A 21,569-nucleotide genomic window follows, 5' to 3' on the forward strand; every position below is an offset into this window, starting at 1 on the left:
AAGCGATCACAAGGCAGATATGACACAGAAACTCGCTTTGATCACTGGCGCCTCGCGCGGCCTGGGCGCGGCCCTGGCAGAGGCCCTCGCCCCGACCCATCATATTGTCGCAGTTGCCCGCACCACCGGTGCGCTGGAAGAACTCGACGATCGTATCAAGGCCGCCGGTGGCACAGCAACCCTTGCCCCGATGGACGTCACAACCCCCGAAGCAATGGCCACCCTGTGTCGCGGCATCCATGATCGCTGGGGCACTCTTGATCTGTGGCTGCACACCGCGATTCACGCCGCCCCGCTTGCCCCAGCAAACTTTGTGTCTGCAAAAGACTGGGAAAAATCTGTTGCTGTGAACGCAACAGCAACGTCTTTGCTGATCAACTATGTGTCGCCCCTGCTCGGCCAGACCGGGCAAGCCGTGTTTTTTGATGATCCACATGGCGGTGAAAAATTCTTTGGCGCTTATGGCGCCACCAAAGCCGCTCAAATGGCGCTTGTGCGCAGCTGGCAGGCGGAAACGACAAGCACGGGGCCCACGGTGCAAATTCTTGATCCACAGCCCATGCCCACTGCTCTGCGCGCACGGTTTTACCCCGGCGAAGATCGCGATCCCCTGCATTCCACAACCAGCGAAGCTGCACGCCTTCTGCCTGCTATCCTCCAGCGCTGATCCACGCCAATCACGGCCTGTGTGCCATAGCCGCTACAGGCTGTGGCTATCCTGCAAGTCCTCTGTGCAGATTTCTGCCATATTTGTGAATCTCTTGCCCGGTCTCAGGACTGATCTTATTCAGAGTCTCGAAATCTAGCGCTGATGATGCAAAGAGGAAAAGATTATGCGGATCCTAATCACCAATGATGACGGTATCACCGCACCCGGCCTGAAAACGCTGGAAGGCATCGCCCACACTCTTGCCGGACCAGAAGGAGAGGTCTGGACGGTTGCCCCGGCCTTTGAACAATCGGGTGTTGGCCATTGCATCAGCTACACACGCCCTTTTATGCTCAACGAACATGGGCCTCAGCGCTTTTCAGTCGATGGCTCTCCTGCAGATTGCGTTTTGACAGCCTTACATGTGGTCATGGCAGACACCCCACCGGATCTGGTGCTCTCTGGCGTCAATCGGGGCAATAACTCCGCTGAAAACACGCTTTACTCCGGCACCATTGGCGCCGCGATGGAGGCCGCCTTGCAAGGGGTGCCAGCGATGGCACTGTCGCAGTATTTCGGTCCTCGCAACAAAGATCTGAGCGACCCATTTGAAGCCGCAGCACAACATGGCGCCGAAGCGGTTCGCAAAACTCTTGCAGCGTCCCCAGTCGTCTCATCCCCCTATAAACTGTTTTACAATATCAACTTCCCCCCTGTCCCCGCCGCTGAGGTAAAAGGCCTGCGCGCGGTAACACAGGGACGCCGTTCAGGGGTGAATTTCAGCGCAGACCAGCAGGAAGCGCCCAACCGGCGGCGCTACGTCTGGATCCAAGGCGGCAATCAACAGGTTGAAACCGAAGCCGGTTCCGATGCGGCCGCGAACCTCCAAGACTTTGTCTCAGTAACCCCGATGCGCGCAGATCTCACCGCCTATGATGCACTTGCGGCGCTTAAGGCAATCGAATGAACGGACCCAATCCCGAAACTCAAATGCAATTCCTGTTTGCCCTGCGGTCAAAAGGGGTAACGGACGAATCTGTTTTGTTGGCGATGGAAAACATCGACCGGGGTCTTTTTGTACGCGGTCTGTTTTCTGAGCGCGCCTATGAAGATGTGCCGCTGCCGATTTCCTGCGGCCAGACCATTTCACAACCCTCCATCGTTGGCGTGATGACACAGGCCTTGCAGATCTCACCCCGTGATACGGTGCTGGAGGTGGGCACAGGCTCAGGGTATCAGGCTGCAATCCTCGCGCGCCTTGCCCGGCGCGTCTACACCATCGACCGGCACGCCCGTCTGGTCAGCGAAGCCCGCGAGGTTTTTAATCAGCTTCAACTCAGCAATCTGACCTCGCTGGTGGGGGATGGCAGCTTTGGCCTGCCCGAACAGGGGCCCTTTGATCGCATTGTCGTGACCGCCGCCGCCGAGGATCCCCCCGGCCCCCTGCTGACGCAGCTCAAGGTTGGTGGTATCATGGTGGTGCCCGTTGGCCAGTCAGATCACGTACAGACCTTGATTCGTGTGCATAAAACCGCCAATGGCTTCGAATATGACGAGTTAAGCCCGGTTCGCTTCGTGCCCCTCCTTGAGGGTCTGGGCAAAGACACCTAAGAAAAGAGGCAAATCTTCGCCGATCTGATTGGCGTTGAAAATTGCATGTGAATTTTGCGGAACCCCCGGTCCAAAAAGGGGGCGCTGATTTGAGGAGAGCGGAATGCAAGTGACCGTCCCGGCCTGTGCCGCGCGCCTGCGCGCCATCACCCTACGTAACACTGGAAAAGGCAGCGCTGCTTTGGTGCTCTGTGGGTTTCTAGCTGCCTGTGAAGAATTTCCCAAGGACTATGATTTACGTGGAACGATTGGCGCATTTAACACCAGCGAAGCTGTGCGCACAGCGACCAAAGACCGCCCCGAAGGCGATGATCGCGGGTTGATCACCTATCCGTCCTATCAGGTCGCTGTTGCACGTCGCGGCGACCGGGTCGCAGATGTGGCGACGCGGATTGGCCTCCCGATTGCGGAACTGGCTGAATACAATGGCATCGAGCCAAGCGACGAGCTGCGCAAAGGTGAAATCCTTGCCCTGCCGCGCCGCGCACCGGATGTGCTTCCAACACCTGAAATCACCCCCAACACCGGCACAGCGGCCCCCGGTGGGGTCGATATTGCCTCGCTCGCAGGGCAAGCCATCGAAGAGGCGCCGCTGAGCAAACCCAATCCCGGCTCGGTCACCCCGTCTACAATTCGCCCAAAACCCAAACCTACGCCACGCCCCAGCCCGGTTCGCGTCCAGAATGGGCCAGAACCCGTGCGCCATCAGGTCAAACGGGGTGAAACCGCCTTTACGATTTCACGCCTGTATCAGGTCCCGGTCAAAGCGCTGGCCGAATGGAACGGGCTTGGCAGTGATTTTGCCATTCGTGAAGGGCAATATCTGCTCATTCCAATCAAAGACCAAAAACCACCTCAGCGCGAAGCTGCCGCAGCCACAGTTTCCGCAGCCGCGCCTGCCGTCACAGCACCCGGCGTAGGATCTTCAACACCTGTCCCGCCCAGCGCCAGCAAACCACGCCCGCAGGAAAACATCGCCCCGGCCGCCGTGGTACCCACACCGCAACAAGTGGTAAAGGTTCCAGAGCCAACCCGCAAATCTGAAGCCGCCATGGTCTTCCCGGTGCAGGGAAAAATCATCCGCGCTTACTCCAAAGGGAAAAACGACGGCATTGATATTTCTGGTGGCGCTGGTTCCGAGGTCCGTGCTGCGGCCGCAGGCAGCGTGGCGGCCATCACCGAAGATTCAAACGGTATCCCGATCATCGTTGTCCGCCATGACGCAAAACTTCTGTCGGTCTATGCCAACGTCGATAACATCAAGATCAACAAAGGCGACAAAGTCAGCCGGGGCCAAGCCATCGCCACCCTGCGCGATGAACCAAATCCCTTTGTTCACTTTGAAATTCGCAACGGGTTCGAAAGCGTCGACCCGCTCCCCTATCTCAACTAAGGCGCTTTGCGCTGAGATCAGAGAGCGGTGATATGCCACAACACAGTCAAATCTGGCGTCCAGCCCCGCAGATCCGTGTAAAAGCACTGGGTCTGCACTGGCGCCGCGGGCAATTGCTTGCCGCTGAGGTCCCAAACGATTCCGGACAGATCAAGGGCGTTAGACCTCTGGGCGGAACCATCGAATTTGGCGAAACCTGGCAACAGACGCTGATGCGGGAATTTCAGGAAGAACTGGCCCAGGAGATCCAGATCATCAGCCCGCCTTTTGTGTTAGAGAATATTTTCGAACACGAAGGCGCAACGGGGCATGAGATTGTATTTTGCGCTGAGATCAGCTTTGCCAAAGGCGTGTTTGAAACCCAAGACACACTGACCTTTGCAGAAGACAATGGAATGCTCTGCACCGCGCGCTGGTTTGATCTGACCGCCCTGGATCAACCGGGCGGTCCTGCGCTGTTTCCAACTGGATTGAAAGAGCGGCTTTACACCCGCACGCCGTGACGCCCGGCAAGATCCGTGAAAAACTGCCAGGCCACACGACCCGAACGCGCCCCACGCGTGGCTTGCCATTCAATCGCTTCACTGCGCAGCGTCTCAGGCTCCATTTCGATACCAAAGACATCGCAATAGCCTTGGATCATAGTCAGGAAATCTTCCTGATCACAGGCGTGAAAGCCCAACCAAAGGCCAAACCGATCCGAGAGCGAGACTTTCTCTTCGATGGCTTCTGACGGGTTGATCGCAGTGCCGCGTTCGTTTTCGATCATATCTCGTGGCATCAAATGACGACGGTTTGACGTCGCATAAAGGATCACATTGGCAGGCCGCCCCTCGATACCGCCATCCAGGACTGCTTTCAGGCTTTTGTAATGCTGATCATCGTGACTAAACGACAGATCATCGCAGAACAGAATAAATTGATACGGCGCTTCACGCAGCAGGGCCAGCAATCTTGGGATCGACGGCAAATCATCCCGTTGCAGCTCAACCAGCTTCAGCTCGGGGTGCTTACTGGCAACACGGCCATGAACGGCCTTGACCAGACTGGATTTCCCCATACCGCGCGCGCCCCACAACAACGCATTATTGGCGCTGAAACCCTGGGCAAACTGACGCGTATTTTCCATCAGCGTATCACGCGCCCGGTCAATTCCCACCAACAAAGCCAGTTCAATACGGGCGATCTCAGTCACTGGCTCCAAGCGGTCGGGGCTGACATGCCAGACAAACGCCGAAGCCTCAGCAAAATCAGGCGCCTCTTGCGGCGGAGGAGACAAACGTTCCAAGGCCTCTGCAATGCGCTCCAAAGCGTCCTGTTCCATATGTGGCTCCTCATGTGTTGCTCATGCCTAAAAACCACGTTCTCTCATGGCCAACAAGAGATGATATCGCAAAAAGGCACCGGAGTGCCCGGTGCCTTACTACGTTTTTAGTTAAGAGATGGATCAGTGATCTGCGCCGTCGTCCTCGTCCTCAAAGTAGCCTTCTTCGCGCAGCTTTTCATCGCGTTTGCGCTCAACCCGGGCGACCAACAAAATCGAAATCTCATAAAGGCCATAAACCACTACAAACAAAATCACCTGTGTGATCACATCCGGTGGTGTCACCAATGCCGCCAGAACAAGAATGGCCACAACCGCATATTTGCGAACAGATCCCAGACCTTCAGAACTCACCAGACCCGCCTTACCCATCAGCGTCAGCAATACAGGCAGTTGGAAACACAGCCCAAACGCCACGATGAATTTGATCGTCAGGTTCAGATATTCCTGCGCCGACCCTTGGAACACCACGCTAAGACCCGGCTGATTCTGTGCAGGCCCCGAGGCCACAGCTTCACCCGTCGTCCCAAACTGCTGGAAGCCCAAGAAAAAATCATAGGCCAAAGGTGTTACAACGTAGAACGCAAAGGACGCGCCCAGCAGAAACATGAAAGGGGATGCGACCAAAAACGGCAGAAACGCACCTTTTTCATTCTGGTAAAGACCCGGAGCAACAAAGCGCCACATCTGCAAGCCGATATATGGAAACGCCAGGACAAAACCGCCCAGAAGCGAAATCTTAATAGCGACAAAAAAGCCTTCCTGCGGTGAAATAAAGATCAACGCACAATCCTGGCCACCTTCTTCCAGCACCTGACACAAAGGATGGGTGAGAAAGTTGAACAAAGGCGTGGCAACCGTAAAACAGATCACCATGCCCACCAAAAAGGCCACAACCGAGTGGATCAACCGGCTGCGCAATTCGGCCAAATGCTCAATCAGCGGCGCTGTTGAGTCATCAATTTCGTCAGTTTGGCTCATGTATCTGCCTTCTTCTCCGGTGCCGCTGCACCAGCGTCTGCCTCTTTGCGCGCTGTGGCAGCCTCAGCCGTTGCTTGCTGAATTTTGCGCGCATCTTCCGCGCGCTCATCGCTCAAATCTGCAGAAAACTCTTTGGGATCAAAGGTGGAAGCAATATCTTTTGCCGCCTCCTTCACCCCATCCATCGCACTGCCCACCGGGTTGGTTGCGGTTTTCAACCCTTTCGCCATGTCGTTCACGCCACTCTCATCCGCAGCCTGATGCATGGCGCGGCTGAACTCATTGGCCATGCCACGCGCCTTGCCAACAAAACGGCCAACATTGCGAAACAGAACGGGCAGATCTTTGGGGCCAACCACAATCAGTGCCACAACCCCAATCACCAAAAGCTCGGTCCAGCCCAGATCAAACATGTGATCTTACGCCTTGTCTTTTTCGGTGTCCGGCGTCACATCAACCACCTCTTCCGCTTTGTCGTCTTCCAGCTCTTTTGTGCCGTCGTTCACACCCTTCTTAAAGGCAGTGATACCTTTGCCCACTTCGCCCATCAGCGAAGAAATCTTGCCGCGGCCAAACAGAACCAGAACCACAACAGCAATAAGAAGAAGACCGGGAAGACCGATATTGTTAAGCATGAAAGCCTCCATTCAAAAAGCCCGGCGCTTTGACCAGACATATATCCATTTGCGCTCAGCCTAGCGTCCACCGGTAAAACCAACCAGAAGCGAACGGGTTTTTCCCTACCCTATGACGACGATTTTCGAAAATTTCCCCCCCGTCAAATCACAACTGACAGGTTTGTGTCAGTTGCAGGTCGCTATTCAGGGCAGGCACACAAAACTGGAGATGCATATGACACATCACGTTGCTGAAATCGTCACATTCAAATTGGCCAAAGGCGTCACAGATGCCGATTTCGTGGCGCTCAGCCAACAAACTGAATCCTTTGTACGCAAGCAATCAGGCTTTATCGCGCGCTGGCTCACAAAGGGAGAAGACGGATCCTGGACCGACTATGTCATCTGGGCAGATATGGCAGCCGCAAAATCCGTTGCCGCGCTATTCCCCGCGCAACCTTTCTTTGGCGCTTTGATGGAAGCTCTGGATCCTGAAACCACCAAGATGCGCCACGAAGAGGTTCTCTGGCGTATGAATGCTTGACGATCCCACCTCTGACGGGCCAAGGCTGGTTTCATGCGCCGCTCTGACCGTCTTTTTGAAATCATCCAAATCCTGCGCGACGGGCAATTGCACCGCGCGCAGGACATTGCCGCACAGCTTGAGGTGTCCACACGCACAATCTACCGCGACATGGACACCTTGGTCGCCTCTGGCATTCCAGTCGAAGGCGAACGTGGCGTCGGCTATATGGTGCGTGAACAAATCACGCTGCCACCGCTCAATCTGACCCCGGCTGAACTAGAGGCGCTGAACCTGGGCATGGCTATTGTCGCCGAAGCCGCAGATCCGGATCTGAAATCAGCCGCCCTCTCCTTGGCTGATAAGGTGGACGCAGTCCTGCCGACCCAAACCCGCACCGAAGCCGACGCCTGGAAATTTGCAGTCTATCCCTTTGCCGATGCCGCCCGCGGATTTTCCCATATGGCGACCCTGCGCGCGGCGATCAAAGCCCGGCAAAAGCTTGATCTCACTTACCGCCGCATCGACGGTGTGCTCAGCCAACGCAAAATCCGCCCCCTGCATATGGAATATTGGGGCCGTGTCTGGACGCTGACCGCATGGTGTGAACACCGCGAGGCCTTCCGCGTGTTCCGCGTTGATCTGATCGAAGAGGCCCGCGCCCTGCCCGAACTGTTTGTCGATGAACCCGGAAAACGCATCAGCGACTATAAACCTTACGACTCCTAGGCGCAGGTTTCACGCCGTCAGATTATACCGGAAACACAAAACAGCGGTTGCGTGGCACCGTCAGCCACATCACCCGACCCGCTTCGGGCAAAAACACATTTGGCACAGTTGCTTTCAACACTGCGCCATCAAAATCCATGCGAAATTCCACAAGGCTTTCATTGCCTAAGAACCGCGCGCGCACCACGGTCGCCCGCGCAGGTACCCCATCGGTTGCAGTGGGCAGCGGACCACTGCCGTTGCGATCAAAGTCAATCCGCACATGCTGGGGGCGGAACACGATCTCGACATCCGTACCATCCGCATGGCCCGGTGCCAGAAACTCTCCAAAGGGCGTCTGCACCAACGCACCGTCCACACGCGCTTGTATCACGTTGACATCACTGAAAAAGGCAACAGCCGCCTTATCCACCGGTCGGGTGTAAACATTATAAGGCGCGCCTTGTTGCACGATCTTGCCGCCCCGCATCAAAGCGACCTCATCCGCCATGCGCATCGCCTCTTCCGGTTCATGCGTCACCAGCAAAACGGCTGTGTCTTCTTCTTTCAACAGGCTCAGCGTTTCATCCCGAATGCCATCACGCAATCGATTGTCGAGACCGGAAAACGGCTCATCCATCAACATGATACGAGGGCGCGGCGCAAGGGCGCGCGCAAGCGCGACGCGCTGCTGTTCGCCCCCGGACAACTGATGCGGATATTCATCAATGTAGCGGTCCAGCGACACTTTGCGCAGCAACTCTTCCACACGTGCCCGCTTTTCTTCGCGCGGACCTTTCAGGCCAAAAGCCACATTGTCAGCAACACTTAGATGCGGAAACAGGGCAAAATCCTGAAACATCAGACCAATCTCGCGCCGCTCTGGGGGCACCCGATAGACCGTATCGCAGATCAATTTGCCATCGACGTAAATCTCCCCCTCGTCCTGCATCTCTACACCGGCAATCATCCGCAAGGTGGTGGATTTGCCGCAGCCAGAGGGACCAAGCAGGCAGGTCACCTGCCCCGCACGGATCTGCAGGGACACATCATCCACAACCGCACGGCCATCAAAGAACCGGCGAATATTGCGGATCTCCAACCGGGGGGGTTCGCTGTTTAATGCGGGGGAAGAGGTCATGCGCTGCTGTGCCTTTACAGATGCCAAACGGAGGCGGGCCGGACTGCTGATAGCAACCCAACCACGCCCACGCAAGACGCCAGCCGCGTCAGGACGCCTCGGTCAAGTCAAAGTGAGCCTCAGCTCGCACCACACCATTGACCATCAGCTCAATATGATGCGCTCCGGGCACAAGGGTAAAAGTGCTGGCCCCGCTTTTGAACTTATGGCTTTTCTTGACCGTCAAAGCGCCCTTGCTGATCTTGGCCTGCTTCAGCTTAAACACCTTAACCGAGGTCTTTCCTGAGGGGCGTTGAAAATGCAGACGATAGTCCACCAACACAGGTAACGCCTGATCAGCTTCAAGCTCACAGTGGAAATTCAGCGCCTCTCCAATCGCAACGGACGTGGTTTCAAGATGCAATTTGGCCACCACCGGCACCTCAGGATCATACCCCAACATCTGCAAGGCGGCACCATGGCCCTCTTTAACCAGCCCGCGCAACGCATGGGCTGTCATCCAGTCCAGCTCTTTGGGCGTCTGCACGCCCAAATCCCGCCATTTGCGCAAGCGCTCCAACACCAGATCAGGCTTTTTCTTGCTGATATCATTCAGGTGATTGGCAACCGATCGTGTCACATAACGGGTTTTGTCGCGATGCAGCTGATCCAGTAACGGCAACGGATCTGCAAGTGCAAGGCCAACAGCCTCTCCCCAAGGGAGACGCGGGCGCGTGCCTTCGCTGGCCAAGCGGCGCACATGATAATTTGGATCTTCGCTCCACTGGACAAGCCGCGCCATGGTTTCTTCAGGCCAACGGTTCAAAAATGGACGGATGGCCCATTCCATCGAAAATCGCTGGGTAATGGCATGCAGCAGATCCAGCCCCAGCGCCGCGTGCTCCTCCAGTCCCTTGGCGACAACAAATTCCCCCAAGGGTGCAAAGATAAAATCCCCGAAATCATCATCGCTCAACCCAGGATCAAGCGGCGGTGGCAGCGCTTTAAGCAACGTTTCCTGTACATCCGGCAGCGCCCCCGGCAGATGCCGACAAAGACACTCACAAATCCAAGCAATCCGCTCTTTTAGCTCCAGATCCAGAAGCCGCTCCATCACATCAGATGTGAACTGATCTACATCAAAATCCGTGGAAGCCGCGCCAAACAGATCCGCCAGATATTGAACCTTTTCAGCGTTATAAAGCTGGTCTTTCAGCGAAAATCCAGAAGCCATGATTAAAGCGTCGCGTTGGTTGCGCCACCATCCAAAAGGATGTTCTGGCCAATCATATACCCTGCATGCTGCGAACACAGGAAGGCACAGGTCGCGCCAAACTCTGTCGGCGTGCCATAGCGCGCGGCAGGAATGGTAGCAGCTCGGGTCGCGCTGGCTTCCTCAATCGACATGTCATGCTGTTGTGCCATCGCAGTATCAAGCGCCACCGCACGGTCTGTTGCATGAATGCCCGGCAAAAGGTTGTTAATAACAACGCCTTTTCCCGCAACCTGACGCGCCGTGCCCGCCACATAACCGGTCAATCCCGCCCGCGCAGAATTGGACAGACCCAACACCGCAATCGGTGCTTTGACCGATTGCGAGGTGATATTCACCACGCGCCCCCAGCCTTTGTCGATCATCCCCGGCAACAGCGCTTTCATCAGTGCGATTGGGGTCAGCATATTGGCGTCCAGCGCTTTGATAAAATCGTCGCGCTCCCAGTCGCTCCACATCCCCGGAGGGGGGCCACCCGCATTTGTCACCAGAATATCCAACGCTCCAGCCGCCTTTAACACCCTGATGCGCCCCTCCTCTGAGGTGATATCCGCCGCAACCGTCGTCACAGCCACGCCATAGGTGGTACGAATTCTCTCAGCCGCGGCCTCCAGCGCCTCAGCTCCGCGCGCGTTCATGACCAGATCAACACCCGCCTCAGCCAACGCTTCAGCACAGCCAAGGCCCAATCCCTTGCTGCTGGCACAAACCAGTGCGCGCTTTCCTTCAATTCCTAAATCCATAATCGCCCCTCTCACACAGCAAGAACAAAAGATGCACATTCAATGTGATTTGACCAGCCCAGACAGTAAAAAAGACGCCTTTTGGCCTGTATCCCGCCATATTTTATTAATAATTTCTTCGAAAGAATAGAACAGACAACATAGGTTGGAAAACCAGACCACATGCGGTGCCCTACAGTGAACAGTGATCACGCGTCTTATCAATCTCTTCTGGCCTACCCCGCAGAAGACCTCTGCGTAGAATATGGCGCAAACATGGGCGAAGGTCTGGGCATCCTTGACGACTTGGTGCTGGATGACGCCTATGTCCTGCGCGACACCGCCAGCCCAAAACGTCTGTCGCTGCAGGTTCACCCAAACGGCTGTTTTCATGTTCACCAAGACAGCGAACTCGGCACGCCGGGATCTGCAATCCATCTGGATTGCACCCTCACGCTACAGGCAGACACCAGTGCTGAAATCGACGGTTTCGTCATGGTTCAAGTCAGTCCACAGGGGCTGATCTCTGGTCTCTTTTTCCTACCACAGGCCCCGCTTCGCGCAGATACGACCTACAGTTTAATCCGGGCAAATCGATCACAAGCCCGTCAGCAACTGGCGCAAATGGCCTCAGTCTCATTCACACGCGACACCCACATCACGCGCGCAACTGGCGCACAGGTCAAAATACAAGATCTGAAAGTCGGCGACCGTGTCCTGACGCGGGATGACGGCGCACAGGAAATCCGCTGGATTGGCCACACCACAGCACGGGCAACCGGGACAATGGCCCCTATTCTTATCCGTGCGGGCGCGTTAAACAATTTCAACGATCTTATTGTCAGCCCAGATCACCGGCTTATGGTGTATCAGCGCAATGATGCCCTCGGCACCGGATGTTCAGAGCTGCTGATCCGCGCAAAAGACCTGGTCAACGGCGACAGCGTCGTGGTGCAGCAGGGCGGGTTTGTCGATTATTTCCAAATCCTGTTTGACCGCCATCATATTATCTACGCCGAAGGGATCGCCGCAGAATCTCTGCTGATCGACGCCAGCACGCAGGCGGTGTTGCCGCAAAACATTGCACCCCACCTGTCTTCCAGCCTAAAACACACCCACCGCGAGGAACACGGGCTAGACGTGGCGCGCTCCTTGCTGGAGCGCCCCAATGCGGTTGATATGCTACGGCGCGCCTCGATCGGCTAGCCGGTGCGCCCCTTAGTAAAAGAACTCTTCCCGCACGATTTTGCCATTTGCGACATGGTAAATCGCCACTTCACGCATATCAAAATCCTGCCCCGTGGATTTTTCTTTGCCCTTCACAGCAAAGATTACGCCAAACCGGTCATCGCCGTGCAAAAATGGCCCTTCCAGCGAATGCTCTGACACCTCAAACGCGCTTTCCCACCACTCATGCTTGCCACGAATGGCATCAATCCCGGTGACCTCGCGCCCCATGCCTTGGGTATCTGCCGCCTCAACCGAAACGGCGTCGGCCGCATAAAGCACTGACAGATTTTCCTTTTCCTGCCCTTCCCGGCAGCCCGCAACCAATTTATCTGCAATCTCTTTCAAAGTCATAACGTCCCTCCAATTTTGTTCTCTAAATGTTCTAACATATTTTAAATGATTCGAGGAGGCTTTTCACAAACCTCCTCGCAGATCTTGACCTTTGCGCGTGCAAACACCCCTATAGGGCGAAACGGCAGGCAGGGCACAGATGGCAAATCCACAGCATATTGAATGGTTGAAAGAGGGCAAAGACGCCTGGAACGCCCGCCGCGAACGCGACGACTTTGTGCCGGATTTTTCTGACATCAGCTTGTGTCATAACTACAGCTATCCTTCACACGCCCGCTATCTCACTAATAAGGTTTATTGTATTGATGCCTTGATTGATTATGACCTTAGCTACTCAAACTTCGAAAACAGCACTGTTTATCTAGATCTCTCCAATGCGGACCTTAAATACGCCAATCTTTCCGGTGCGAATTTTACATCGTCTCTTCTTAGAGGCATCAAAGGTAATGGTGCAAACTGCTACAATGTAAATTTCAACCACTCCATCCTTGAAGGAGCGGATTTGAGAGGTGCAGTGCTAACCGCCGCAACTTTCCGGCTTTCGAATCTTTATAAATTGGATATCCGGGATACTGATCTTTCAAAGAGTAAATACCTCCGCAAAGATACCTATCATCGAATGATCGGCAACGCAGGCACCAAACTCCCCTCTCGCCTGCCCTTCCCTGAAGAATGGAAAGAAGACACAGCAGTGCCAGACGCCGAAGCGGCACTTGAAACCGCGCCGGTCCAATCGGCCTCTTATGATTTCACCGTCGAAGACACAGGCGTCACCGCGCATCTGCCCGCAGAGCACAGCGCCGAAAAATCCAGCTACGGCCTTTCTGGCCAGCAACGCGCCGCGGCGCTGATCGTCAACGCCCGCAGCATCGCACAAAGCGTCAGCAACAAACTGGGGGAAGAGACCCGCGCGGATCTGCTAGCCTATGCCACCCATCTGGAACAGGAAGACCCCGCCAACCCGCACCGTTTGTCTTTTATTGCCAAGGGGATTGCTGCGGATCTCTCAGATCCCTTTGTTACCGCCGGATACAGCGAGCGGCTGAAAATCCAGCTGCGCGATTTTCTGGACCAGCACGATGCCTTCTTAAACGAAACCCTACCCGCAGCCGCGAAAGCGATTGATTATAAAGATAATTTAGAGCTCTCGCGTGCCCCAACCGAAGCTGACACCGCAGAATTGTTGGAGGAGTTTGCAAATGCTTTGAAAGAACCCGGTGCAAGCACTGACAGCACCGAAGCGCTTATTCAGAGTTTACGGGAAAATGACAAAGAGATTACGGAGCTCAAACAACTCGCCTATTCAGAAGCCGGGCAAAAGAAAGTCGCACAACGGATCAAACGCGAAACAGTCGAACGTGCGACGCTTGTTGCAAGACTTTATTGGCGGGCGCGGCAAGCTTTAGACAAATTAAAGAATACATCTAAAAAAGACATAATCTCAAAAACCCGATTGCATGCAGGCGATGTCGCGATTGTCACCTCAATCACTGGAGCTTCTGTTCCAACAATGGTGCACAAGTTGGCTGACATCGCGCAAGCGATTGTTCATGCTCTCACCCCGTTGATGTTGAAACTGCAGGCCTTAATCCCAGTGCTCCCTCCGGTGGGATAACACCATCACGTGTTACGCTTCAGGGCCCGAATCCATACCGTGCTCTTTCAACATGCGATACTCGGCGTTTAGGGCGATGCGGGTGATGGGGTTGTCGCGGTGGTGGGCGTGAATATGGCCGGACAAAAGCGCCATCCAATAGATGCGCAGCACCGCATTGATGCGGCGGCTGTAGTTGGGACCAAGTTTGCGAAACCAGCGCACCATATCCGCGTCCAGCCGGATGGTGACGCGGGTCTTTTCCCGGTCCAGCCGCTGCCAGTTGTCCATGCCCTCCCAATCCTCGGGCAGGCTTTTGTCCAGCCAGTCATTGCTCATACTTTGCTGCAGCGCATCCAGCTCTAGCATCATTTCTTTGGTGTAATAGGTTTTGCCGCGCATCAAAGTTGTCCTCACGTAATGGATCGAGGTTTCATTCTCGCAAATGATCCCTACCGCCGCCCAACCACGGCGCACGCAATGGGTGCAACACTGCTGCATCAGGGGTGCACGCAGGGTGCACAGATGGCACCCCCTGTTTTTCTTGCCTCTGGCGCTGGTTTCGGGCTATGGCGAGCGCATGTTGGACACGCACACAAACCGCCCCGAATTGCCGCCTGAAATTGCCCGCCGCCGGACCTTTGCGATCATCTCGCACCCGGATGCTGGCAAGACCACATTGACAGAGAAATTCCTGCTCTATGGTGGTGCGATTCAGATGGCGGGACAGGTGCGGGCCAAAGGCGAAGCGCGGCGCACGCGCTCTGACTTTATGCAGATGGAAAAAGACCGGGGTATTTCGGTTTCAGCATCCGCGATGTCCTTTGATTTCAAAAACTTCCGCTTCAACCTTGTGGACACCCCCGGCCACTCGGACTTTTCCGAAGACACCTATCGCACGCTCACGGCGGTGGATGCGGCGGTGATGGTGATTGACGGGGCAAAGGGCGTGGAAAGCCAGACGCAAAAGCTGTTTGAAGTCTGTCGCCTGCGCGATCTGCCAATCCTGACCTTCTGTAACAAGATGGACAGAGAAAGCCGGGACACCTTTGAAATTATTGATGAAATTCAGGAAAACTTGGCAATTGACGTCACACCGGCGTCTTGGCCTATTGGCGTGGGCCGTGATTTCATCGGGTGTTATGACATGCTGCGCGACCGTCTGGAACTGATGGATCGTGCGGATCGGAATAAAGTCGCGGAAACCATCGAAATCAAAGGCTTGGACGATCCACAACTGGCCGAACACGTGCCCGAACATCTGCTGGAAAAGCTCTTGGAAGAGGTCGAAATGGCCAAAGAGCTGCTGCCAACACTTGATCCGCAAGCGGTTCTGGAAGGCCACATGACGCCGATCTGGTTTGGCTCTGCGATCAACTCTTTTGGTGTCAAGGAACTGATGGACGGGATCAGCTCATACGGGCCGGAACCCCAGCCCCAAACGGCCTCACCGCGCCAGATCGCACCGGATGAGAAAAAGGTTTCTGGTTTTGTTTTCAAGGTCCAAGCCAACATGGATCCAAAACACCGCGACCGGGTTGCCTTTGTGCGTATGGCCTCTGGTCACTTTAAACGCGGCATGAAACTGACCCATGTGCGCACGAAAAAACCCATGGCGGTGTCCAATCCCGTGCTGTTTCTGGCCTCAGACCGCGAGTTGGCCGAAGAAGCCTGGGCGGGCGATATCATCGGTATTCCAAACCATGGCCAGCTGCGCATTGGCGACACGCTGACCGAAGGCGAGGCCCTGCGCGTCAATGGCATTCCGTCGTTTGCGCCAGAGCTTTTGCAAGGCGTGCGCGCAGGTGATCCGATGAAGGCAAAACACCTTGAAAAAGCACTGATGCAATTTGCCGAAGAAGGCGCTGCCAAAGTGTTCAAACCCTCTATCGGATCGGGTTTTATTGTTGGCGTCGTTGGCGCGCTGCAGTTTGAAGTGCTCGCCAGCCGGATTGAGATGGAATACGGCTTGCCTGTACGCTTTGAAGCGTCGCAGTTCACATCCGCCCGCTGGGTTCAGGGCGAACAGGCTGCGTTGGATAAGTTTATCAACACCAACAAACAGCATATCGGCTATGATCACGATGGAGATGTGGTTTATCTCACCCGTTTGCAATGGGATATCGACAGGGTTGAACGCGACTATCCAGATCTGAAGTTGACCGCGACCAAAGAAATGATGATCTAGACATCTGGTGAAAGCGCGTTCTACGCGCTCCCATCTCATCTGATTGTTGCGCGAAGGACAACGTATCTATCGATCCAATCGCAGAGATTTGACGGTGGCGTCCATTTTTGCTATCTCCGCCCACAATTGAGCATGGGTTGCTGCTCGCACCCTGACTTCGCTCACAGACACACGCGCGGGCCAAGAGCTGTCCGCATCTTACGGACACATATGACCAAATTTACAGACCTCAATCTGAACCCCAAAGTGCTCAAAGCGATTGAAGAGGCTGGCTATGAATCGCCAACCCCTATTCAGGCAGGCGCAATCCCTGCGGCTTTGGAAGGCAAAGATGTTTTAGGTATCGCCCAGACCGGCACCGGTAAAACGGCCTCTTTCACGCTTCCCATGATCACACTCCTGGCCCGCGGGCGTGCCCGTGCACGTATGCCGCGCAGTCTGGTGTTGTGCCCAACACGGGAATTGGCGGCGCAGGTTGCAGAAAACTTTGACACCTACACCAAACACCTGAAACTGACCAAAGCGCTGTTGATCGGCGGTGTCTCGTTCAAAGAACAAGACGCGTTGATTGACAAAGGTGTTGATGTTCTGATTGCTACCCCCGGTCGATTGCTTGACCATTTCGAACGTGGGAAGCTGTTGCTAACCGGCGTGCAGATCATGGTGGTCGACGAAGCAGACCGGATGCTGGATATGGGTTTCATCCCTGATATCGAGCGCATCTTCTCTTTGACGCCCTTTACCCGCCAGACACTGTTTTTCTCAGCCACCATGGCGCCTGAGATCGAGCGTATTACAAACACCTTCCTGTCAGCGCCTGAGCGGGTGGAAATTGCGCGTCAGGCAACCACGTCAGAAAACATTGAACAGGCCGTTGTAAAATTCAAAGCCAGCCGTAAAGATCGCGAAGGCAGCGAAAAACGCAAAGTCCTGCGCGCTTTGATCGAAGCTGAGGGCGAGGCGCTTACCAATGGGATCATTTTCTGCAACCGCAAAATGGATGTGGATATTGTTGCCAAGTCTTTGAAAAAATACGGCCATGATGCTGCGCCGATCCACGGAGATCTGGACCAGTCACAACGCATGAAAACGCTGGACGAATTCCGCGATGGAAATCTACGCCTGCTGGTGGCTTCAGATGTGGCGGCACGCGGTTTGGACGTGCCAAGCGTCAGCCATGTATTTAACTTTGACGTGCCCGGTCACGCCGAAGACTATGTGCACCGGATTGGTCGCACGGGGCGCGCGGGGCGTCAGGGCAAGGCGTTCACCATCTGTGCGCCACGCGATGAAAAAGCGCTTGCTGCGGTTGAAGAGCTGGTGAAAAAAGAAATCACCCGTCTGGAAAATCCTGTGAAGCCCGTAAAGCGTCCGAAAAAGAGCGCCGAGGCCAACACAGATGAGGGCGAGATCAAAACCGCGCGGATAAGCCACAAGTCTCAGAAACACGAGACACAGCCGCGCAATGATGACAAGAAGCCAAGCTCCAGATCTCGGAATCGACGGGATCGCGATGATCGGGTGGTGATCGGCATGGGCGATCATTTACCAAATTTCATCGCATTGAGCTTTGAGGAACGCCGCGCGAGCTAAAGCGCAAAAAAGAACCGAAAAAACCAAGAGCCGCTCACTTATTGAGCGGCTTTTGTATTTTACGGCAAAATTGATACGATTCATCTCAGTTAGCTTTGCACCTGCAGCATAGCGGGGCTACCAAATCTCGGTCATCACAAAGCGCAAAACTTCCGCTAAATATTACCCACAGATGGAAACGGTAAAACAAGGAAGTTAGACCGATGCAAAAATTTGACGTCAACGCCCTAGACCTGAACGCAATCGAAAAAGAAGCGCGTACCCTGCGTGCACAAGCAACTGTGTATGGTATCAAAACAGTCTTTTCGGCGATCGTAAGCCTGCCATCCAAGCTCACCGCAGTTTTCGCGGGTCCACGCCACGCTTGAGCTTTTCTGCCAAGCTGAAGAAATGCGCCCCACCTGTGAAACAGGCGGGGCGTTTTCTTTTTTTGGGGGTTGTAAAACGTAATTGTCAGCGCATACGGCTGACAATTACGGAAACCTCAGGCTTTTTGCCGATTTCATCGCGTGTGGTCTGACGTGTGATACGGCGCAGATTGTCTTCAAGCTTGTCATCATCTCGCAGTGTCTTTGCGCCCGCGCGCATCAAAAACTGGTTGAGATCCTCTTCGAGGATGTCAACCAAGGCTGCATTAGATTTGCCAAGCTCGGGCAGGCCGCGCACATCACACCAGGGTTCCCCTAAAGGTTCATCGTCTTCGTCAAGAATTACGGTCACAACGATATGACCATTCAAGGCCATCCGAATACGATCGCGGATGATCCCGTCCAACGCCCCAATCCGAACACTACCATCCAGATATTGGCGTCCTGTTTCCACGTAATCTGCGACCTTTGGAGCATCTCCGGTCAGATCCATCAGCATGCCGTTCACCACCACTGCACTGGCCATCCCTTTGGCTGTGGCCAGTTTTGCGTGCTGACGTAGGTGGCGATGCTCTCCGTGCATCGGGATCATCATCTTAGGCTTGATGATATCATGCAGACGCTCCAGATCAGGGCCGTTGGCGTGGCCTGATACGTGGTAAAGTCCACCACGATCATCCACCACATCAACGCCTTTTTCTGAGAGCTGGTTCATAATGTAGATCACGCCGCGCTCGTTGCCCGGAATGGTTTTTGATGAAAACAGGAAGGTATCACCGTCTTTCAGCTCTAGCCCGCGATATTTTCCACGCGCCAGCTGTGCGGTGGCTGCCCGGCGTTCGCCCTGACTGCCCGTGGTGATCAGCATCAAGTTGTCACGCGGGATATCGCCCGCTTCCTCGGCGCTATAGGTGCGGGGGAAATCGGTCAGAACGCCAGTTTCCTTTGCCGCTTCGATCATACGGTTCATCGCACGGCCCAACAGCACCACAGAACGTCCAGCCCGTTCCCCCGCGTCAGCCAGTGTTTTCACTCGTGCCACATTTGACGCAAAGGTGGTTGCTGCAACCAATCCCGAACAGCCAGCCACCAGTTTGGTGATCTCATCCGGCAATTCAGATTCAGAACGACCGGGATTGGGCGAAAACACATTGGTCGAGTCACAGACAAGCGCCTGAACCCCATCTTTGGCGATCTCTGCCCACATGTCAGGATCAAAAGGTTCGCCAACCAGCGGGTTGGGATCCAATTTGAAATCACCAGTGTGCACAACGCGCCCAGCAGCGGTATCAATGACCAAAGCACCGCTTTCGGGGATAGAATGCGACATCGGCGCGACGCCAATGGTAAACGGGCCAAGCTTGGTTACTTCGGGCCAGGCTGAAACCGTGGTCACAGCGTCAACCGGATGGCCCCGCTCTTCCATTTTGCGACGACACAAGTTTGCGGTAAAGGCACGCGCATAGATAGGCGCTTCAAGTTCGCCATAAAGGTGCGAGACCGCGCCAATATGATCCTCGTGGGCGTGGGTGATAAACACGCCTTCGATCTGGTCTTTACGCTCTCTTAGCCATGTGATGTCGGGCATGATCAGATCAACGCCCGGTGTGGTGTCCATATCCGGGAAGGTCACACCAAGATCGACAACGATCAGACGTTCCTTCCCCGGTTTACCATAGCCATATACATAGGCATTCATGCCTATTTCCCCTGCCCCACCCAGAGGCAGGTAAATCAATCGTTCTGTGCTCATTCCTGCGCAGTTTCTTTCTTGTTGTAGTCGTGAATGATCTGCAGCCCATGCATTGTGAGCTCTTCCTCAAATGCGTCAAACAGATCTGCTGATTGCTGGAACAAAGGCGCCAGCCCGCCTGTAGAGATAACTTTCATCGGCACGCCGCGTTCGGCTTTGATGCGTGCACAGACCTCGCGAACAAGGCCAACATACCCCCAGAAGACACCTGACTGCATACAATCAACAGTATTTGTGCCCACCACCGACGAGGGTCTCGATATATCAACATGTGGCAACGCCGCAGCCGCCTGGTGCAACGCTTCAAGACTAAGGTTCACGCCGGGAGAAATCACGCCGCCTACATAGGCTCCATCAGAGCCTACCACATCAAAAGTTGTTGCGGTGCCAAAATCGACAATGATCAAATCACCACCGTGTTTATCGTGTCCAGCAACCGTATTCACCAGCCGGTCTGGTCCGACAATGGTGCCTTCATCCACCCGCACATCAATGGGCAGGGCGCAATCGGGTTTTCCCACCACAATCGGGCGTGTATTGAAATAGCGATCTGCCAGAACGCGCAGATTGAACACCACACGTGGCACGGTCGAGGAGATGATCATATCGGTGATCTCAGCCACGATCTTTTGCTGTTTGATCAAGGTATCGAGCCAGACAAAATACTGGTCCGCGGTTCGTCGCCAATCCGTCGCGGTGCGCCACATCCCTAAAAAGGATGTGCCATCCCACAAGGAAAACACCGTGTTCGTATTGCCGCAATCGACCGCGAGAAGCATTCTGGTATCCGATCAGAAGAAAATATCCGCTGCCGCAACTGTTATGCGGCCTTTAGCGGTGTTTAGAACCAGATTGCCCTCCTCGTCCACCGTTTCAAAGGTGCCTTCATGAGATTCCACCCCGGTTTTTGCGGTGATCACCTCCCCCAGACGGGCGGCGCGCTGTAACCAAGCCGTTCGTATAGGGGCAAACCCATAGGTAGTGAATTGCAATTCATAGCGTGCATAAGCCTCGGCCAATGCTTCGAGAAATATTTCCGGGGTGACCTGGACCCCGGTTTCACCATGCAATGACACAGGCCAGACCGCATTGGGTTCCAGCCATTCCTTCATTGGGGTTTCAACAAGATTCACGCCGATCCCGACAAACAGATGCGAAAGATCCCCAGCACGGCCATTACTTTCGAGTAGAATACCCGCGAGCTTGCCACCATTGAGCAGCACATCATTGGGCCATTTCAGAGCCAACCCGTCGCTGCGTCCAGTCACCGCCTCAACCGCATCATAAAGGGCCAGCGCGGCAACAAAGCTGCGCAGCGCGGCACGGGCCGGTGGATCATCTGGACGCATAACAAGGGTCGCTGCAAAATTCCCTTTGGGGTCTTTCCAGTCCCGCCCGCGTCGCCCGCGACCTTTTGTCTGCTTCAGAGCAAGGATCCATTCAGGCCCAGCAAGCCCAGTTGCAATGCGTGCGGCTTCATCCAGCGTGCTGTCGACTTCTTCCAGGATCCGTTTTCCGTACCCGTCAGGCCAGCTCATCATCTGCACTCCTTACGCAAAAGGCCCGGTCCA

The 21,569-nt window shown here is 55.0% G+C and carries 24 protein-coding genes; 12 read left to right on the forward strand and 12 right to left on the reverse strand.

Translation table 11 applies throughout. The features are described from left to right. The first annotated feature begins 19 nt into the window (after window positions 1-19). From BLP79_RS09175 to BLP79_RS09195, 5 genes are all read left to right on the forward strand, one after another. Window positions 20-667 (forward strand): SDR family NAD(P)-dependent oxidoreductase, encoded by a 648-nt coding sequence (locus BLP79_RS09175; protein ID WP_090218343.1) that lies wholly within the window; start codon window positions 20-22, stop codon window positions 665-667. A gap of 166 nt (window positions 668-833) precedes the next feature. Then, window positions 834-1,616: a 5'/3'-nucleotidase SurE gene (surE, locus tag BLP79_RS09180; RefSeq protein ID WP_090218345.1), complete on the forward strand. Its 783-nt coding sequence runs from the start codon at window positions 834-836 to the stop codon at window positions 1,614-1,616. Next, complete coding sequence (locus BLP79_RS09185; protein WP_090218347.1) at window positions 1,613-2,260, forward strand: protein-L-isoaspartate(D-aspartate) O-methyltransferase; 648 nt, start codon at window positions 1,613-1,615, stop codon at window positions 2,258-2,260. Before surE ends, BLP79_RS09185 begins: the two co-directional genes overlap by 4 nt. A 103-nt stretch (window positions 2,261-2,363) precedes the next feature. Then, window positions 2,364-3,653, forward strand: coding sequence for a M23 family metallopeptidase (locus BLP79_RS09190; protein ID WP_090218349.1), 1,290 nt, complete (start codon window positions 2,364-2,366; stop codon window positions 3,651-3,653). A 32-nt stretch (window positions 3,654-3,685) separates the two neighbouring features. After that, entirely contained in the window at window positions 3,686-4,156 is a 471-nt protein-coding gene (locus tag BLP79_RS09195) for an NUDIX hydrolase (RefSeq protein ID WP_090218350.1), read from the forward strand. Here BLP79_RS09195 and BLP79_RS09200 read toward each other — a convergent pair. From BLP79_RS09200 to BLP79_RS09215, 4 genes are all read right to left on the reverse strand, one after another. Further along, window positions 4,138-4,977 carry an ATP-binding protein gene (locus BLP79_RS09200; protein WP_090218352.1) on the reverse strand — a complete coding sequence of 280 codons (840 nt, stop codon included), beginning with the start codon at window positions 4,975-4,977 and terminating at the stop codon, window positions 4,138-4,140. The two genes, BLP79_RS09195 and BLP79_RS09200, sit on opposite strands and share 19 nt — an antisense overlap. Before the next feature lie 123 nt (window positions 4,978-5,100). Then, window positions 5,101-5,958, reverse strand: coding sequence for a twin-arginine translocase subunit TatC (gene tatC, locus BLP79_RS09205; RefSeq protein ID WP_090218353.1), 858 nt, complete (start codon window positions 5,956-5,958; stop codon window positions 5,101-5,103). Then, window positions 5,955-6,371: a Sec-independent protein translocase protein TatB gene (gene tatB / locus BLP79_RS09210; protein WP_090218355.1), complete on the reverse strand. Its 417-nt coding sequence runs from the start codon at window positions 6,369-6,371 to the stop codon at window positions 5,955-5,957. Before tatB ends, tatC begins: the two co-directional genes overlap by 4 nt. Window positions 6,372-6,377: 6 nt before the next feature. After that, window positions 6,378-6,593 (reverse strand): twin-arginine translocase TatA/TatE family subunit, encoded by a 216-nt coding sequence (locus BLP79_RS09215; protein ID WP_090218751.1) that lies wholly within the window; start codon window positions 6,591-6,593, stop codon window positions 6,378-6,380. A 217-nt stretch (window positions 6,594-6,810) separates the two neighbouring features. Between BLP79_RS09215 and BLP79_RS09220 the strand changes: the two genes are divergently transcribed. Then, window positions 6,811-7,119, forward strand: a complete 309-nt coding sequence (locus BLP79_RS09220) for a hypothetical protein (RefSeq protein ID WP_090218753.1) — start codon at window positions 6,811-6,813, stop codon at window positions 7,117-7,119. 33 nt (window positions 7,120-7,152) lie between these two features. Then, a complete protein-coding gene (locus BLP79_RS09225; protein WP_090218357.1) occupies window positions 7,153-7,827 on the forward strand; it encodes a helix-turn-helix transcriptional regulator in 675 nt (224 codons plus the stop codon). Between the two features lie 22 nt (window positions 7,828-7,849). Here the strand turns inward: BLP79_RS09225 and BLP79_RS09230 are convergent, their stop codons facing one another. The 3 genes from BLP79_RS09230 to BLP79_RS09240 all read right to left on the reverse strand — a co-directional run bounded on the left by BLP79_RS09230 (window position 7,850) and on the right by BLP79_RS09240 (window position 10,942). Further along, window positions 7,850-8,947 (reverse strand): ABC transporter ATP-binding protein, encoded by a 1,098-nt coding sequence (locus BLP79_RS09230; protein WP_090218358.1) that lies wholly within the window; start codon window positions 8,945-8,947, stop codon window positions 7,850-7,852. 88 nt (window positions 8,948-9,035) lie between these two features. Beyond that, window positions 9,036-10,160, reverse strand: coding sequence for a hypothetical protein (locus tag BLP79_RS09235; RefSeq protein WP_090218360.1), 1,125 nt, complete (start codon window positions 10,158-10,160; stop codon window positions 9,036-9,038). A gap of 2 nt (window positions 10,161-10,162) precedes the next feature. Beyond that, window positions 10,163-10,942: an SDR family oxidoreductase gene (locus BLP79_RS09240; RefSeq protein WP_090218361.1), complete on the reverse strand. Its 780-nt coding sequence runs from the start codon at window positions 10,940-10,942 to the stop codon at window positions 10,163-10,165. A gap of 162 nt (window positions 10,943-11,104) precedes the next feature. Between BLP79_RS09240 and BLP79_RS09245 the strand changes: the two genes are divergently transcribed. After that, window positions 11,105-12,127, forward strand: coding sequence for a Hint domain-containing protein (locus BLP79_RS09245; RefSeq protein ID WP_090218363.1), 1,023 nt, complete (start codon window positions 11,105-11,107; stop codon window positions 12,125-12,127). A 12-nt stretch (window positions 12,128-12,139) separates the two neighbouring features. Here BLP79_RS09245 and BLP79_RS09250 read toward each other — a convergent pair whose 3' ends face one another. Continuing rightward, window positions 12,140-12,502, reverse strand: coding sequence for a SnoaL-like domain-containing protein (locus tag BLP79_RS09250; protein WP_090218365.1), 363 nt, complete (start codon window positions 12,500-12,502; stop codon window positions 12,140-12,142). Between the two features lie 139 nt (window positions 12,503-12,641). On the opposite strand from BLP79_RS09250, the gene BLP79_RS09255 reads away from it, so the two are divergent. After that, window positions 12,642-14,117: a pentapeptide repeat-containing protein gene (locus BLP79_RS09255; protein WP_090218366.1), complete on the forward strand. Its 1,476-nt coding sequence runs from the start codon at window positions 12,642-12,644 to the stop codon at window positions 14,115-14,117. 12 nt (window positions 14,118-14,129) lie between these two features. On the opposite strand, the gene BLP79_RS09260 is transcribed toward BLP79_RS09255, so the two are convergent. Beyond that, window positions 14,130-14,498 carry a BrnA antitoxin family protein gene (locus BLP79_RS09260; protein WP_157843936.1) on the reverse strand — a complete coding sequence of 123 codons (369 nt, stop codon included), beginning with the start codon at window positions 14,496-14,498 and terminating at the stop codon, window positions 14,130-14,132. A 178-nt stretch (window positions 14,499-14,676) separates the two neighbouring features. On the opposite strand from BLP79_RS09260, the gene BLP79_RS09265 reads away from it, so the two are divergent. The 3 genes from BLP79_RS09265 to BLP79_RS19680 all read left to right on the forward strand — a co-directional run bounded on the left by BLP79_RS09265 (window position 14,677) and on the right by BLP79_RS19680 (window position 18,245). Continuing rightward, window positions 14,677-16,284, forward strand: a complete 1,608-nt coding sequence (locus BLP79_RS09265) for a peptide chain release factor 3 (RefSeq protein WP_090218754.1) — start codon at window positions 14,677-14,679, stop codon at window positions 16,282-16,284. Between the two features lie 210 nt (window positions 16,285-16,494). Continuing rightward, window positions 16,495-17,877, forward strand: a complete 1,383-nt coding sequence (locus BLP79_RS09270) for a DEAD/DEAH box helicase (RefSeq protein ID WP_170830476.1) — start codon at window positions 16,495-16,497, stop codon at window positions 17,875-17,877. A gap of 203 nt (window positions 17,878-18,080) precedes the next feature. Continuing rightward, window positions 18,081-18,245, forward strand: a complete 165-nt coding sequence (locus BLP79_RS19680) for an RSP_7527 family protein (RefSeq protein ID WP_157843935.1) — start codon at window positions 18,081-18,083, stop codon at window positions 18,243-18,245. Between the two features lie 85 nt (window positions 18,246-18,330). On the opposite strand, the gene BLP79_RS09275 is transcribed toward BLP79_RS19680, so the two are convergent. The 3 genes from BLP79_RS09275 to BLP79_RS09285 are packed head-to-tail and all read right to left on the reverse strand — an operon-like array spanning window position 18,331 to window position 21,539. Further along, entirely contained in the window at window positions 18,331-19,998 is a 1,668-nt protein-coding gene (locus BLP79_RS09275; RefSeq protein WP_090218370.1) for a ribonuclease J, read from the reverse strand. Continuing rightward, complete coding sequence (locus BLP79_RS09280) at window positions 19,995-20,777, reverse strand: type III pantothenate kinase (protein ID WP_090218372.1); 783 nt, start codon at window positions 20,775-20,777, stop codon at window positions 19,995-19,997. The genes BLP79_RS09275 and BLP79_RS09280 overlap by 4 nt, the downstream gene beginning before the upstream one ends. 12 nt (window positions 20,778-20,789) lie before the next feature. Then, window positions 20,790-21,539 carry a biotin--[acetyl-CoA-carboxylase] ligase gene (locus BLP79_RS09285; RefSeq protein ID WP_170830477.1) on the reverse strand — a complete coding sequence of 250 codons (750 nt, stop codon included), beginning with the start codon at window positions 21,537-21,539 and terminating at the stop codon, window positions 20,790-20,792. Window positions 21,540-21,569: the final 30 nt, after the last annotated feature.

It is taken from the genome of Epibacterium ulvae (assembly GCF_900102795.1).
In the GTDB taxonomy this organism is placed as follows: domain Bacteria; phylum Pseudomonadota; class Alphaproteobacteria; order Rhodobacterales; family Rhodobacteraceae; genus Epibacterium; species Epibacterium ulvae.

Bases quoted from the DNA above. Each gene is read 5' to 3' on its own strand.
- BLP79_RS09175 (WP_090218343.1), top strand. From the start codon at position 20: ATGACACAGAAACTCGCTTTGATCACTGGCGCCTCGCGCGGCCTGGGC.
- surE (WP_090218345.1), top strand. From the start codon at position 834: ATGCGGATCCTAATCACCAATGATGACGGTATCACCGCACCCGGCCTG.
- BLP79_RS09185 (WP_090218347.1), top strand. From the start codon at position 1,613: ATGAACGGACCCAATCCCGAAACTCAAATGCAATTCCTGTTTGCCCTG.
- BLP79_RS09190 (WP_090218349.1), top strand. From the start codon at position 2,364: ATGCAAGTGACCGTCCCGGCCTGTGCCGCGCGCCTGCGCGCCATCACC.
- BLP79_RS09195 (WP_090218350.1), top strand. From the start codon at position 3,686: ATGCCACAACACAGTCAAATCTGGCGTCCAGCCCCGCAGATCCGTGTA.
- BLP79_RS09200 (WP_090218352.1), bottom strand. From the start codon at position 4,977: ATGGAACAGGACGCTTTGGAGCGCATTGCAGAGGCCTTGGAACGTTTG.
- tatC (WP_090218353.1), bottom strand. From the start codon at position 5,958: ATGAGCCAAACTGACGAAATTGATGACTCAACAGCGCCGCTGATTGAG.
- tatB (WP_090218355.1), bottom strand. From the start codon at position 6,371: ATGTTTGATCTGGGCTGGACCGAGCTTTTGGTGATTGGGGTTGTGGCA.
- BLP79_RS09215 (WP_090218751.1), bottom strand. From the start codon at position 6,593: ATGCTTAACAATATCGGTCTTCCCGGTCTTCTTCTTATTGCTGTTGTG.
- BLP79_RS09220 (WP_090218753.1), top strand. From the start codon at position 6,811: ATGACACATCACGTTGCTGAAATCGTCACATTCAAATTGGCCAAAGGC.
- BLP79_RS09225 (WP_090218357.1), top strand. From the start codon at position 7,153: ATGCGCCGCTCTGACCGTCTTTTTGAAATCATCCAAATCCTGCGCGAC.
- BLP79_RS09230 (WP_090218358.1), bottom strand. From the start codon at position 8,947: ATGACCTCTTCCCCCGCATTAAACAGCGAACCCCCCCGGTTGGAGATC.
- BLP79_RS09235 (WP_090218360.1), bottom strand. From the start codon at position 10,160: ATGGCTTCTGGATTTTCGCTGAAAGACCAGCTTTATAACGCTGAAAAG.
- BLP79_RS09240 (WP_090218361.1), bottom strand. From the start codon at position 10,942: ATGGATTTAGGAATTGAAGGAAAGCGCGCACTGGTTTGTGCCAGCAGC.
- BLP79_RS09245 (WP_090218363.1), top strand. From the start codon at position 11,105: ATGCGGTGCCCTACAGTGAACAGTGATCACGCGTCTTATCAATCTCTT.
- BLP79_RS09250 (WP_090218365.1), bottom strand. From the start codon at position 12,502: ATGACTTTGAAAGAGATTGCAGATAAATTGGTTGCGGGCTGCCGGGAA.
- BLP79_RS09255 (WP_090218366.1), top strand. From the start codon at position 12,642: ATGGCAAATCCACAGCATATTGAATGGTTGAAAGAGGGCAAAGACGCC.
- BLP79_RS09260 (WP_157843936.1), bottom strand. From the start codon at position 14,498: ATGCGCGGCAAAACCTATTACACCAAAGAAATGATGCTAGAGCTGGAT.
- BLP79_RS09265 (WP_090218754.1), top strand. From the start codon at position 14,677: ATGTTGGACACGCACACAAACCGCCCCGAATTGCCGCCTGAAATTGCC.
- BLP79_RS09270 (WP_170830476.1), top strand. From the start codon at position 16,495: ATGACCAAATTTACAGACCTCAATCTGAACCCCAAAGTGCTCAAAGCG.
- BLP79_RS19680 (WP_157843935.1), top strand. From the start codon at position 18,081: ATGCAAAAATTTGACGTCAACGCCCTAGACCTGAACGCAATCGAAAAA.
- BLP79_RS09275 (WP_090218370.1), bottom strand. From the start codon at position 19,998: ATGAGCACAGAACGATTGATTTACCTGCCTCTGGGTGGGGCAGGGGAA.
- BLP79_RS09280 (WP_090218372.1), bottom strand. From the start codon at position 20,777: ATGCTTCTCGCGGTCGATTGCGGCAATACGAACACGGTGTTTTCCTTG.
- BLP79_RS09285 (WP_170830477.1), bottom strand. From the start codon at position 21,539: ATGATGAGCTGGCCTGACGGGTACGGAAAACGGATCCTGGAAGAAGTC.